Annotated in this window: 16 protein-coding genes; 3 read left to right on the plus strand and 13 right to left on the minus strand. The window is 49.1% G+C overall.

Annotated features, from left to right (window positions below):
- Positions 1 to 5: 5 nt before the first annotated feature.
- The 10 genes from spoIIAB to GRF59_RS15405 form a co-directional block, all read right to left on the minus strand.
- A complete protein-coding gene (spoIIAB, locus tag GRF59_RS15360; protein ID WP_160498595.1) occupies positions 6 to 467 on the minus strand; it encodes an anti-sigma F factor in 462 nt (153 codons plus the stop codon).
- The gene (gene spoIIAA, locus GRF59_RS15365) at positions 464 to 817 is read right to left on the minus strand and encodes an anti-sigma F factor antagonist (RefSeq protein ID WP_160498596.1); all 354 of its coding nucleotides are present in this window, start codon (positions 815 to 817) and stop codon (positions 464 to 466) included. The genes spoIIAB and spoIIAA overlap by 4 nt, the downstream gene beginning before the upstream one ends.
- 91 nt (positions 818 to 908) lie before the next feature.
- The gene (locus tag GRF59_RS15370) at positions 909 to 2,090 is read right to left on the minus strand and encodes a D-alanyl-D-alanine carboxypeptidase family protein (RefSeq protein ID WP_160498597.1); all 1,182 of its coding nucleotides are present in this window, start codon (positions 2,088 to 2,090) and stop codon (positions 909 to 911) included.
- Between the two features lie 245 nt (positions 2,091 to 2,335).
- The gene (locus GRF59_RS15375) at positions 2,336 to 3,160 is read right to left on the minus strand and encodes a purine-nucleoside phosphorylase (protein WP_160498598.1); all 825 of its coding nucleotides are present in this window, start codon (positions 3,158 to 3,160) and stop codon (positions 2,336 to 2,338) included.
- Positions 3,160 to 4,083: a site-specific tyrosine recombinase XerD gene (gene xerD / locus GRF59_RS15380; RefSeq protein WP_160498599.1), complete on the minus strand. Its 924-nt coding sequence runs from the start codon at positions 4,081 to 4,083 to the stop codon at positions 3,160 to 3,162. Before xerD ends, GRF59_RS15375 begins: the two co-directional genes overlap by 1 nt.
- Positions 4,084 to 4,167: 84 nt before the next feature.
- A complete protein-coding gene (locus GRF59_RS15385; protein ID WP_160498600.1) occupies positions 4,168 to 4,401 on the minus strand; it encodes a DUF4227 family protein in 234 nt (77 codons plus the stop codon).
- Between the two features lie 173 nt (positions 4,402 to 4,574).
- The gene (gene fur / locus GRF59_RS15390) at positions 4,575 to 5,054 is read right to left on the minus strand and encodes a ferric iron uptake transcriptional regulator (RefSeq protein ID WP_160498601.1); all 480 of its coding nucleotides are present in this window, start codon (positions 5,052 to 5,054) and stop codon (positions 4,575 to 4,577) included.
- A gap of 92 nt (positions 5,055 to 5,146) precedes the next feature.
- Entirely contained in the window at positions 5,147 to 5,797 is a 651-nt protein-coding gene (spoIIM, locus tag GRF59_RS15395; RefSeq protein WP_160498602.1) for a stage II sporulation protein M, read from the minus strand.
- A 55-nt stretch (positions 5,798 to 5,852) separates the two neighbouring features.
- The gene (locus GRF59_RS15400; protein ID WP_160498603.1) at positions 5,853 to 7,067 is read right to left on the minus strand and encodes an endonuclease Q family protein; all 1,215 of its coding nucleotides are present in this window, start codon (positions 7,065 to 7,067) and stop codon (positions 5,853 to 5,855) included.
- Between the two features lie 17 nt (positions 7,068 to 7,084).
- Positions 7,085 to 7,657, minus strand: coding sequence for an NUDIX domain-containing protein (locus GRF59_RS15405; RefSeq protein WP_160498604.1), 573 nt, complete (start codon positions 7,655 to 7,657; stop codon positions 7,085 to 7,087).
- 97 nt (positions 7,658 to 7,754) lie between these two features.
- Between GRF59_RS15405 and mciZ the strand changes: the two genes are divergently transcribed.
- Positions 7,755 to 7,919: a Z-ring formation inhibitor MciZ gene (mciZ, locus tag GRF59_RS15410; protein WP_160498605.1), complete on the plus strand. Its 165-nt coding sequence runs from the start codon at positions 7,755 to 7,757 to the stop codon at positions 7,917 to 7,919.
- Between the two features lie 129 nt (positions 7,920 to 8,048).
- Complete coding sequence (locus tag GRF59_RS15415) at positions 8,049 to 9,275, plus strand: hypothetical protein (RefSeq protein WP_160498606.1); 1,227 nt, start codon at positions 8,049 to 8,051, stop codon at positions 9,273 to 9,275.
- A gap of 90 nt (positions 9,276 to 9,365) precedes the next feature.
- On the opposite strand, the gene GRF59_RS15420 is transcribed toward GRF59_RS15415, so the two are convergent.
- On the minus strand, positions 9,366 to 10,490 hold the full coding sequence (locus GRF59_RS15420) for a M20/M25/M40 family metallo-hydrolase (RefSeq protein WP_160498607.1): 1,125 nt from the start codon (positions 10,488 to 10,490) through the stop codon (positions 9,366 to 9,368).
- Positions 10,491 to 10,594: 104 nt separating this feature from the next.
- Here GRF59_RS15420 and prli42 point away from each other — a divergent pair, with 104 nt between their 5' ends.
- Positions 10,595 to 10,696, plus strand: coding sequence for a stressosome-associated protein Prli42 (prli42, locus tag GRF59_RS15425; protein ID WP_160498608.1), 102 nt, complete (start codon positions 10,595 to 10,597; stop codon positions 10,694 to 10,696).
- 1 nt (position 10,697) lies between these two features.
- Here prli42 and lipB read toward each other — a convergent pair whose 3' ends face one another.
- Together lipB and GRF59_RS15435 are read right to left on the minus strand one after the other, a co-directional pair.
- Positions 10,698 to 11,390 (minus strand): lipoyl(octanoyl) transferase LipB, encoded by a 693-nt coding sequence (lipB, locus tag GRF59_RS15430; protein ID WP_160498609.1) that lies wholly within the window; start codon positions 11,388 to 11,390, stop codon positions 10,698 to 10,700.
- An 83-nt stretch (positions 11,391 to 11,473) separates the two neighbouring features.
- Complete coding sequence (locus tag GRF59_RS15435; RefSeq protein ID WP_160498610.1) at positions 11,474 to 12,838, minus strand: dihydrolipoamide acetyltransferase family protein; 1,365 nt, start codon at positions 12,836 to 12,838, stop codon at positions 11,474 to 11,476.
- Positions 12,839 to 12,849: the final 11 nt, after the last annotated feature.

A 12,849-nucleotide genomic window follows, 5' to 3' on the forward strand; every position in this document is an offset into this window, starting at 1 on the left:
AACCCCTAATTATACAAAGCTTTCTTGGATTCAATCCTTTTCTTCATCCTGATCGATGTACCGGAGCCGGGTTCGCTGGAAACTTCAAATTCATCCATGAAATTTTCCATGATCGTAAATCCCATCCCTGACCGCTCCAGTTCAGGCTTTGACGTATACAAAGGCTGCCTTGCCAAATCCAAATCCTCAATGCCGGCACCTTTGTCTTCAACGGTAATCGTTACGGTATCTCCAACAATCTCGGCGTGAATTCTTACCTTGCCTTCCGTATTGCTGTCATAACCATGGATAATGCTGTTGGTGACCGCTTCCGAGATGACCGTTTTAAGGTCGCTTAGCTCATCCATGGTCGGGTCCAGTTGGGAAATAAACGCGGCAACAGTTACCCGGGCAAAGGATTCATTTTCCGATTTGGAAGCAAACTCTAGCGTCATGAAATTGCGCTGTGGAGCTTTTTCCTCATTCATGACACAACCTCCAGTCCCGAGAGCGCCTGACCCTCGTTATCAAAAATAGGCATGATCTTAAACAGCCCAGACATGTCCAACAGACGATATACCGCTTCATTCACATCGCATACCGCCATTTTGCCGCCTTTACTTTTAATCAGCTTATACCGCCCCAGAATAACGCCTAGTCCGGAGCTGTCCATAAACTGCAAATTTTTAAAGCTGAGCACCAGATGCTCCGTTTGTCCTCTCTGAATGGATTCATCCAGCTGTAATCGGACATGATCGGCGGTATGATGATCCAGCTCGCCGGATAGACGGACAATCAGTGTTTTACGGTGATGCTCCATTTCCATTTGCAGATTCACGCCTGCTCACTCTCCTTCCTGTCTTGAACAAGGATTTCTACGCAGTAAAAACAGATTCCTGCCCCCCGACAAAACTAGAAGAAAACTGCTATCAATCTACAAGAAATAATCTGGCTGTCGTCCGTTTGAAGAGCTTCCACCAGCCTGCCTTACCGATCTGTTCAGGGGATTTCAGCTCAAATTCCTTGAGAACTTTATCACCCTGATAGACGACAAGCTTGCCGAGTACCTGTCCAGCCTGAACAGGAGCCTTCACTTCCTTGGGGACTTGCAGCTCATGCCGCACGCCTTCTGTCTTGGCATTCTTCTTCATCAGGACACTGTAGTTTTGTCCGGCGGTCAGCGTCAATTCCTTTACATTGCCCTTGTTGATTTTGACGGTTCCGATCGTATCGCCCGGTTTGAAGATGGTGTGCATGCTGTACTGCGCAAACATATAATCAAACATCTTGGACACTTCTTCATTGCGTGTCTTCGTGTTCGGCTCGCCGAGCACCACCGCCACAGCTCTCATATTGCCATTGACGGCTGTAGCGGACAGACAGAACTTCGCCTCGGAGGTATACCCTGTCTTGAGCCCGTCAGCACCTGTATAGAAGCGTACCAGTTTGTTCGTATTCACCAGCCAGAATGGCTTCTGCGAATCCTTACGCAAGTAATCCTGGTACGAACCCGTATATTTCGTGATATCCTTGTGCTTCAACAGCTCGCGGCTGATGACTGCAATGTCATGCGCCGAAGAATAATGATTCTCTGCAGGGAGACCGTTGCAATTGGCAAAATGAGTGTCCGTAAGTCCCAGTTCCTTCGCTTTGTCATTCATCATCTGTACGAAGGCTTCCTCGGTTCCGCCAATTTTCTCTGCCATGGCTACGGAAGCGTCATTGCCTGATGCCATCGCGATGCCCTTCAACATTTCGTTGACGGACATTTCCTCGCCTGGCTCCAGAAAGATCTGTGAGCCCCCCATAGAAGCTGCGTACTCGCTTGTCCGGACCATGTCGGTTAGCTTCAGCTTGCCGGAGTCGATCGCCTCCATCGTAAGCAGCATGGTCATGATCTTGGTAATGCTGGCTGGCGGCAGTTTATCATGGCTGTTTTTCTCATAAATAATAGTTCCGGTATCCGCATCCATGAGGATGGCGGACCTGGCATTAGCCGCAAGCTCGGCCCCAGCCGACTGTTTGGCCTTCTCCTCCGCTGATCCCGCTTGGGGAAAAGCCACAGCCGATAAGCATATCGACAGCACGACAGCCAATAGCGTTTTTTTCAAAATAAGTCCCCTCCTGACCTCTGGTCATTAGTGATATGAGAATTCTGCAAAAACTCAAAATCTAATAGCGCATGTTCTTTTGCAAAATCCTAATATTGCTGCTGTTTTCCAGTGTCGTCAGGTTGACAGAAAAATATTCCACGTAAAGCCTTGTTATTCAGGAAAATTTTGTATATAAAAACAAAAAGTCCGCAGGTCAATTCCCTGCGGACTTCATATTTCAATATTATGGTTCCTCTATCACGCTACATGCCAGGAATAACGGCAAGCACCAGACTCAAGAATTTTTCGCGAACACGCTCCGTTGTTTCCATGACTTCGTCATGCGACAACGGTTGATCCAAAATTCCGGCAGCCATGTTGCTGATACAGGAAATGCCCAGTACCTCAAGTCCGGCATGGCGGGCAACGATGGTCTCCGAAACCGTAGACATGCCCACAGCGTCGGCACCTAAGGTACGCAGCATTCTGATTTCGGCTGGCGTTTCATAGGTAGGTCCAAGCAGTCCTGCGTATACCCCTTCCTGTACATGAATGCCTTTGGATTCAGCAGTATCCTTCAGGAGGCTGCGCAGACGACGGCTGTAGCCCTCGGACATATCCGGGAAACGCACGCCAAGCGCAGCGTCATTAGGACCGATCAGCGGATTTTTGCCAGTGAGATTAAGGTGATCCGAGATAACCATCAGGTCGCCTGGCTCATATGACGTGTTCACGCCTCCAGCTGCATTGGTTACAAGCAGGCTCGTAACGCCCAGCTCCTTCATCACGCGCACAGGGAACGCGGTCACTTCCGGACCGTAGCCTTCATACATGTGGAAACGCCCCTTCATCATGACCACTGCGCGTCCCTCGATCGTACCAAGCAGGAGCTCTCCGTCATGTCCTTCTACTGTGGACACCGGAAAGTGCGGAATATCCTGATAGGGAATGGAAATTCCGTCTTGAATCAAATCTGCAAGAATACCAAGACCGGAACCCAGAATCAGTCCGACCTCCGGTTTTACCTCAGTCTTACCTTGAATATAGGCTGCCGCCTCTTGTATGACTGTCTGATTAATGGTTGTCATTAGAAGATCTCTCCTTTAGGTTGAGTAGAATGCATGCGCTCCCTCGGATGATGGTTTTCATATACATCCTTCATCGATTTCTTCGATAGAGCGCCGTAAATTTGAGTGGTTGACATGTCGCTGTGCCCCAGCATTTCCTGTACGGACCGAATGTCCGCTCCATCTTCAAGCAGGTGAGCTGCAAAGGAATGGCGCAGCGTATGCGGGGTAATGTCCCCGTCTATGCCGGACTCCGCGGCGTACTTCTTTAATATCTTCCAAAATCCCTGTCGGGTCAGCCGGCTTCCCAGATTATTCAGGAAAAGTCCCTTTTCCTGATCATCCCGGGCCAGTTTCGGGCGCATCTGCAACACGTAGGTTCCGACGATTTCAGCCGCTATTCGGCTGATCGGCAGCACCCGTTCTTTCCCTGAACTGCTTGTACACCGAAGAAACTTCATATCCGAATTGACGTCTCCCAAATCGAGCGCCATCAGCTCCGATACTTTCATTCCGGTGGCGTATAGCAGCTCCAACATCGCCCTGTCCCTCATACCGGGCGGGGACGTAATATCTGGCGCAGCCAGCAAGCGTTCCACCTGCTCCACACTTAGAACCTGTGGTACTTTCTTTTCCAGTTTCGGTGACTCCAGATACAATGTGGGATCCTGCTCAAGCAGCGATTCCCTGACCATGTAATGAAAAAAGGAACGCAGCGATACCAGCTTCCGCGTGACGGTAGCCGATGCGGAGCCATTGCCTTTCAAATGGTTCAAATACATGGAGATATGAATCTTCTTGATCTGGTCTGCCAACTCTACCCCCTGCTCTTCCAAATATCCGAAAAATTGCAGCAGGTCGCGCTCATAGGATTCGAGCGTGTTTCGTGACAGACCCTTCTCATCACCTATATAACGAATGAAGGACTGAACATACTGCATCATAAGTTGAAAAAGCTCCTTCGGATAAATTAGCCGATCCTTTCAAGATTTCGACAAGAAACTAACAATTCCCTGCCCGCCTCTCCGCTATTCCCCGTACCAGTAAAAAAATCGCAGGCGATCTCCCATCATTTCACCTGTTTTAGCCTTGTCCGATGGCTGAAATGCCTTGACGGCGTGACCTTCCGGTATCCGATAATGATCTACAGGCGTAATCCAGGCACCGATAAGGCTGAACAGCTGGTACAGTGTATATGTAAGCGCCATAAAGACAAGCAAAAATTTCAAGGATGACAAGCATTTCCGCAATGATATGATCATTCGCTTCACACTCCCCGAAAGATAAAAAATGGCTCACAAACGCCTTCTCGCTATTTTAGCCTATGAATCTGCTTCCCTTTGTATGACAAGCTCCTGGCTTAAGCCACCAAAAAAGCCCTCTCCGGCTAACATGCCGGCGAGAGCTTGTGATCTTGGAGGATCATATCCGATTGTTATTGATTCGGCTTCTTGTCATCGCTGTTCTGTTTTTCTTCCTTGTCTTTACAACGGTAACAAATACCATGAAAATCAAGCCGATGATCGGAAACCGTAAAATTAAACTCGCGTTCCAGCCGCTCTTCCAGCGGTCCCAGCCAGTCCTCGCGGATTTCATCCATGCTGCCGCACTTTACGCAAATCAGATGATGGTGGTGGTGTTTTGCGGTATCTGTCCGCAAATCATATCTTGCAACGCCATCGCCGAAATTAATCTTTTCCACGACGTGCAGTTCACTGAGCAGCTCAAGGGTACGGTACACGGTAGCCAGACCGATTTCAGGAGCCTTTTCTTTGACGAGCATGAAAACATCTTCCGCACTGAGATGATCTTCTTCATTCTCGAGCAAAACTCTGACGGTAGCTTCCCGCTGGGGTGTCAGTTTATAGCCCTGGGATTGCAATTGTTGTTTGATTTTATCGATCCGCGCTTCCATTTTCTCCCTCCCCACAGGAAAATCACTGCACCTTTGCTATATCACATCTTCCATTATAGGGGGAGTTACGTCGCAAAGTCAAACGATTTTACTTACATACCAGGCAGTCCCGCAGTCTCCACAAGCGTTGGTGTTACCCATTTCATCATTGCCGGAGTCACCCAGGTTTCAAAAGAGGAAATCCCCAACATGATCAGACACATCACGATCGTCAAGCCGACATAAGACGCGAACGGACGTATGACATTTACACGGTTATGCATCATGACCCTGTTCTTAATCACATGCAGCGAAAAAGCTATGGCGGACACGCTGGATACGATCAGAACCGGAATAATCAGCAAATTGGGAGGTGCGACTGATACTAACGCAAAGAGCAGCCCTTTCCATGAAAATTGACCGACTAGATAGCCGACTGAAAATCCGATCAGCACGCCTTTCAGAAAATCAAGAATGAGAATTCCCGGCAGGCCGATCACGGATAATCCAAGAAACCAAATCAGGCCCACCCATTTCAAATGCAGCCCTGCGATATTCCAGAAAGACTCCGCGGAACCGGTCCCGGCGTCACTTTGATCCACCGTGACGAAAAAATTTTGTAAATACCGCCCCAGGTCCTGCTGCTGCTCCAGCGACAATGCATTTACCATTAGAGCACCGAAAATGACCCCGACAAGAAACAGCACGGCTACGAAAATATAAAGGACCGTTTGCTCCTTAAAGGTATGGCGGAAAGTTCGCATACAGGATTTCCCCCTTCCTATCACATACCTCTACTCTATGAAGACAAGCCACATCCTATGACTTTTCTATAGAAGGCGAAGCCACTTTCCCGTAGGTTCCTCCCCCGCCTGAAGTGAGGGACAGCGAGCCGCTGCGGGCCATGACGATTTGCTTCGCCATGATGCTGCCGACCACCCCGGCCAGATCTTCCTCAGAAGCCCGTTGCAATATGGACATTTCCGTCCCGAAGCGCTCCAGCAGCTTTCTCATCGTAACCTTTCCGAGACCCGGAATAAACTCCAGCGGTACTTGATAATGATACGCTGGCCGGTTCGGCGGGATGAACGCTTCCTTACGGTCTGCGATATCCAGAATCCGGTCTAGAACCCCTTGCACTTTCTTCAATCCTCCGCAATGCGGACATGCTCCCGTCATCGCTTCATCCTGATCGAGTATGCGGTTGCAACCCAGACAATAGGTCCGGTGGTATTTTCCCAAGCGCGGATTCAGCCCATAATTGCCAGTGACAGACCGTCCCTCGGAGTTATTCAATGCCAGCACCAGCTCGCTGAAACTAGGCTTATCCATGCGAATCCGGTTGTATTCCCTGCCGATTTTGCCAAGTGAATGGGCGTCCGAATTGGTAACGAAAGTGAAGCCGTCGAGCTCGGAAATCAATCCGGCCATCTCCGAATCGGCACTGAGTCCGAGCTCGACACCGCTGATCATCGAAAGGTCTAACACCTCGGACATCCGCGGTGCCACATTCCCGTAGATTCCTTTGTGAGGAGTAAATACATGCGCAGGGATCATGATGCCGCCTCTGGCGTAGATTTCCTCCTGCAGCTTGCGCGCAGGTACATAGATGCGCTGTGAGCTGAGATTCACATTTTTCATATGTTTCGTCATCCATGCGGTAAAGTGCTGCATGGCGGAGAGATCCGGAAAATATGCAAGCAGATGCGCCGCCCCTTTGCCCTCCTCGTATATTTCAATTTCACTGCCGAGCACAATTGTCGTACCGCGATAGGCGATACCTCCACCATCCTGTTCTGTCATTTCTCCGGTGTGCAGGCAGTCCATGATATCCTTCTGGACCTCTGGTGAATGGCAGTCAATGATTCCGATCAGGTCGATCCCCTTGCGTTCTGCAGCCTCCTTGGCAATATTGGCAAAGGTCAAATCCTTGCTCCCGCTGATTTTAACAGCCTGGCCTGACGTTGTCCGGCCTATATGGATATGCAGATCAACGTAGTACTCTTTAAGACTGCTGCTACCCTTCTGTTGCATGTCTGAATGATCCGGTCTCATAGTCCATATGTCCCTGTTACTTGTTTAAGCTTCAAAGCATACACAGCCATAATGGTCTTGGCATCGCTGATTCGGCCAGATCCGATAGCCGCCTCAGCCTCTGGCAGAGTCAGCTCATACAGCTCGAGGAATTCATCCTCATCCGGAGCAGCTGCCCCGCTCTCAAGCTCATCTGCTACATATAAATGAATAATCTCGTCCGCAAATCCCGGTGATGTATAGAAAGAGTGCAAAAGCCTGATGTTTTTACAAACATAGCCCGTTTCCTCCTGAAGTTCGCGTTTAGCAGCTTCCAGCGGATCCTCTCCCTTTTCCAGCTTACCAGCCGGTATTTCCAGCTCGCAGCGGCCCATAGCTTGTCGAAATTGATCGACCATAACGATTTTCCCCGCATGAACGGCGAGCACCGCCACGGCACCGGGATGCTTGATGATCTCTCTGGAAGCGGTGCTCCCGTCAGGCAATTGAACGGTATCTATCTGCAGGGATATGACTTTCCCTTCAAAAACAGGCTTGGTGGAGACCGTTACCTCGTCAAGTTTTGCATTCTTCTTCGCTTCGATGTTCACGTCTCATCTCTCCTTATTTTAAAAACAGGCATGTTTGTCCAAACTGACACATATGGTGTTATTATAACAAACTTCAAACGGGAAAGAAGGAAAGTAAATGAAGAGCTATCGAACAGGAAACTCCTTTCATATGGTCGGACAAGCATGGCAAATCAAGATCATGCTCAAACAATGGATGAAAGAAGTCGAACCTCATACCCCATTGGCCTCCATTCTGGATGGGTCTAAAGACAATAGAATTAACCAAGACAGTGTCCTTTAGCACGTTATTTTTAGTAAATCTATCAATAATTGTGAGAAATGTCATGGTTTTTTCGTTTTTTTTAACTTTTTCATGCGGTTTCTATAACAAACCACAGGTAAGATTGTTATATATAGCGGAGGCTTCATTATGAACAATGATCATTTCGCATTCCCGCTTAAATCCCAGCCCGAATCTTCTTCATTACATTTTAAATCAGCACTCTGGTACCGCTCCCGCGGAATGTTGGATGAGGCAGTTTCTTGCTTTGAGCAAGCCTTATCCTTCGCAAAAAGTCAAAATAACGGAAATGCAGAGCCGAATTTTGACGAAACCTTGTGCTGGTTGGAGTATGGAAAACTGCTAAGGTCTCTGGAACTAAACCGTCAGGCCGCTGCAGCCTTTCAGCATTGTTTGATTCAGAATCGTTACGCCAGGGAAGCCTTGGTTGAAATCGGCATGATGCACTCACAAGCAGGTATGAACGACTCTGAAATTGCCCATCAGCTGGCTAATCTTGCTTCCGAATCCATGCCGAATACTGAAATAATCGTTGCAGAGTCTCTCTGGACGCTTGGTGCCTACACAGCAGCAGCAGAAATATACGCCTCATGTCTGGATGAGCGAAGCTATTCGGAGTCGAATTTAGTCCACTACATACTATGTCTCATTTATATAAATCAATTCAATGAAGCGTTGGCTCTGCTATCAAGAAAAGCTGTTCATCAAGAACATGTACTCCTGATGACTGCCCAACATCTGATCAGAACCACAGAGGTCATATACGTTTGCAAATGGTGCCTGCACGGCATGAAAGGGGGAGCTGCTTTGCCTGTCTTATCAAGGTATGAAGCTTTGGAAACTGCCAAAACTGCCATCGCGTTAGGAAAAATTGACGAGGCGTTGACGATCCTGTCCAGCCCAACAACGCATGAGTATAATGAATTAATTTACACGATGTACAAGCAGGGTTACCGTGAATTGGCCGCTTTGCGTATTTCCGAGATGGAACATTTGCCTCTTCACGAGCGAAATCAGATTTCGCTGGAGCTCTGTTTTATTGCCGCTGAGATTCAATATGATATCGGCAATTATGAAGAAGCGGCTTCCATATTTGAAATTATCTATTTAACAGACCCCAACCATTCTTGTGCCAGATTCGGCGCAGCTTCTTCTTATCTGCAGCAAACCAGGAAATCTCTGAACGCCAGACTGGAAGGCATTATCGTCGGCAGTGAAATGTATATCAAAATCGAACAATATCTTAACAATATCTCTCGCGCTCTACAAATCCTTCATATTACCAAGTGGCATACGGAATGGACACCCGCACAGCAGCGCAATCAGCTGGCGACCACTACCGTCATGTTTCATTAATAAGCACATTCATTTTTTACGATATTAAAAAAGGCTATTCAATACCGGTAAGAGGTTGCCGGTGTTGAATAGCCTTTGCTGTAACTATGATTACTTGGTGGTTTCGCGGATAATACTAGTGACCATTTCGGCCGCCTTGGCCATATCTACCGCACGGATCCGTTCTTTGGTCGTATGAATATTTTCATAGCCAAGAGCCAGGTTGACGGTCGGAACCCCCATGCCATTGAAGATATTGGCATCACTGCCACCACCGGAATGGAAGGTACGGCTGCTCAGCCCGATGTTAGCAATCGCCCGTTGCGCAAGCTTAACGACTTCGTCGTTCTCGTCAAAGTTAAACGCAGGATACACGATCTCGCCGATAAATTCACAGGTTGCCCCGCATTCCGAAACGGCACTTTCCAGCGCTTCACGCATATGCTCCATTTGCCGATCCACCTTATCCTGAACAATACTGCGTGCCTCCGCATCAAGCTCCACATAGTCGCATACCACGTTCGTAGCGCCACCGCCGGCAAATTTACCAATGTTGGCTGTTGTTTCATGGTCCAGTCTGCCGAGCTTCATGCGGGAGATCGCTTTGGAAGCGACCTGAATGGCACTGATGCCATCTTCCGGATTGACGCCGGCATGAGCGGACTTACCGAAAATTTTCATTTTCATTTTGGCCTGAGTTGGAGCCGCAACCGCAATGGCGCCGATTTCCCCGTTCGAATCGATTGCATAACCCAAATCCGCATCCAGATATTTCGGATCCATGCAGCGTGCTCCCAGCAAGCCGGATTCCTCACCTACCGTAATGATAAACTGAATTTGGCCATGTGGCACGTTCTCTTCCTGAAGTACTTTAATTGTTTCGAGCAGCACGGCAAGTCCTGCCTTATCGTCAGAGCCGAGAATCGTGGTGCCGTCGCTCGTAATCCATCCGTCTTCGTGAAGGGTCGGCTTGATGCCTTTACCTGGCGTCACGGTATCCATATGACAGGTGAAGAACAGCTTCGGAGCGTTGCAGCCGGCTGTTCCTTTCATCGTCACGATCAGATTGCCAGCGCCGTGCCCCGTTCTTTCCTTGGAATCATCTTCAACCACTTGCAGACCCAAATCCCCGAACTTTTTTTTCAGAACGACGGAAATCTCTTCTTCGTGTCCCGTCTCGCTGTCCACCTTCACGAGTTCCATAAATTCTTCCACTAAACGGTCTTGTCTGATCATTGGACTTCCCTCTCTCTCATTGTTAAGTTACAATAAACCTAGCAGATGCCTAGTGAATACTCGCTATGGCATTCCATTTATCTTCTATTCATAAAGGAGTAGCTATGCAAAATAAAAAATGGTTTCGCATTTTCGTTTATCTGATGCTCATCGCCATGTTCGGCTCCGTTATTTTCGGAGTGGTCGAATCCCTGATCGCCCGCTGATTCAGCGGGCAGTATCTGGGATCGGCTTCGCCTCATAGTCAAATACCTTCGTAAAGAACGGCACGATTTCCTCTGCAACCTGTTCCACGGTAAAGGATCTCCCCGCGCACTCCTCAAGCGAGGTCACTCCATACTCCTGAATGCCGCAAGGAATGATTCCTTTAAAACCCTGCTCACCTATTCCTGCCTTGATGTTAAATGCAAACCCGTGACTGGTCACGAACGCCCGCCGGCTTCGGCATTTGTTGAATTTTACGCCAATGGCGCATATCTTCAAATCGCCTACCCATACACCTGTATACTCGGGTTTGCGTCCCGCTTCGATTCCGTAATGATCCAAATAATTGATGATGACCTGCTCAAGATCGCGCAAATAGCCATGCAAATCGAGTCCCGCACCTTCCAGCGTAAGCAGAGGGTAGCCGACAAGCTGGCCCGGCCCATGGTATGTAATATCGCCGCCGCGGTCGATCTCGAACAAACCGATGCCTTGTTCCTCGAGCTGTTCCTTGCTCAAAAGCAGGTGCTCCGGATGTCTTTGGGAACCAATGGTATAGGTTGGCGGATGCTGCAAGAGCAGCAGGGTATCCTGCTGCTCTTCAAGGTCAATGCTTTTCACGATCGATTTTTGCAAATCCCATGCTGCATCATAACCCATCATCGGCGTATAGGAAACATGAAGTGCCTTGTTCATAAGTGGTCCACGCCCTCTCCTGATGATGAATGTACTGCCTATATAATTTAAACCATGAAGCAAACTTATTTCAATCGATGCCGTTAATAAACCTTGGTATCCAGCGTATAGGCTTCGATATTCTCCTTCACCCGCTGCAGGAACCGCCCGCAGATAACGCCGTCCAGAATCCGGTGATCCAGTGACAAACAGATGTTGGCCATGGAACGGACGGCAATCATGTCATTGATGACGACGGGACGCTTAACGATCGATTCGAACGTCAGAATCGCTGCCTGCGGATAATTGATGATCGGATAAGAAAGAATGGATCCGAACGAACCGGTGTTGTTCACGGTAAAGGTTCCTCCTTGCATATCCTCCAGCTTCAATTTACCTTGGCGGGTTTTGGTAGCAAGCTCTTCAATCTCCCGCGCAAGTCCCGCAATATTTTTCTGATCCGCTCTTTGAATGACTGGCGTCATAACCGAATCTTCCGTACCGACGGCCAGCGAAATGTTGATATCGCGTTTGACGATGATTTTGTTCACGGCCCACACGGAGTTCATGATCGGATAATCCTTGATCGCATTCACGACGGCTTTCAGGAAAAAGGCTAGGTACGTTAAATTATAACCTTCCCGGCGCTTGAATTCATCCTTCAGCTTGTTGCGAAGCAGTACCAGATTGGTCACGTCCACTTCGACCATCGTCCATGCATGCGGAATTTCGGACACGCTTTGGCGCATGTTGGTCGCAATCGCATTGCGGAGCGGGGTCACATCAATCAGCGTCTCACGCTCGCCGCCTCTTTCCACCTCAATCGGCGGAATTTTAGGCGTTTCTGTCATGTGCAGACCCGAGTTTCTTTCCGGTGCCGGCGGCTTTGAAATATACTGCTCAGGCGTTACCGCAGGATTGGCATGTGGCAGATCCCTGAACGGAGACTGCGCCGCCTGATTCCCTTGGACTTCGGTGTTCTGCGGCTGGCTGGCTGCACCGCCGTTTTCGACAAAGGCCAGTAGATCCTTACGCGTAATCCGTCCGCCCATGCCGGTCCCCTGTACGGCGTTCAAGTTGACGCCATGTTCTGCGGCCAGGGATTGTACCGCCGGCGAATACCGGCTTCTCATCGACTGGTCGCCTGAAGCGCCAGTCGGGGCACTCGCGGGAACTTCTTGCGCCTGTTGGTTCACAACCGGTGCAGCGGTTTGGCCGGCGGCGGCCATACGGCAGATCACTTCTCCGACGGCGACGTTCTGGCCTTCCTCCGCAATCAATTCGGACATGACACCATCGATGGTGGATGGAATCTCGGCATTGACCTTGTCGGTAATGACCTCGCAAATCGGCTCGTACTGCTCAACCTTATCTCCAGGCTGCTTTAGCCACTTGGCAATGGTTGCCGAAACCAGCGATTCGGCCAGCTGCGGCATCACCACATCGGTTAACTTTTGATTTTCTGACATGTTTTCACCTC

The sequence above is a fragment of the Paenibacillus dendrobii genome, from assembly GCF_009807035.1.
Lineage (GTDB): Bacteria > Bacillota > Bacilli > Paenibacillales > Paenibacillaceae > Paenibacillus_AQ > Paenibacillus_AQ dendrobii.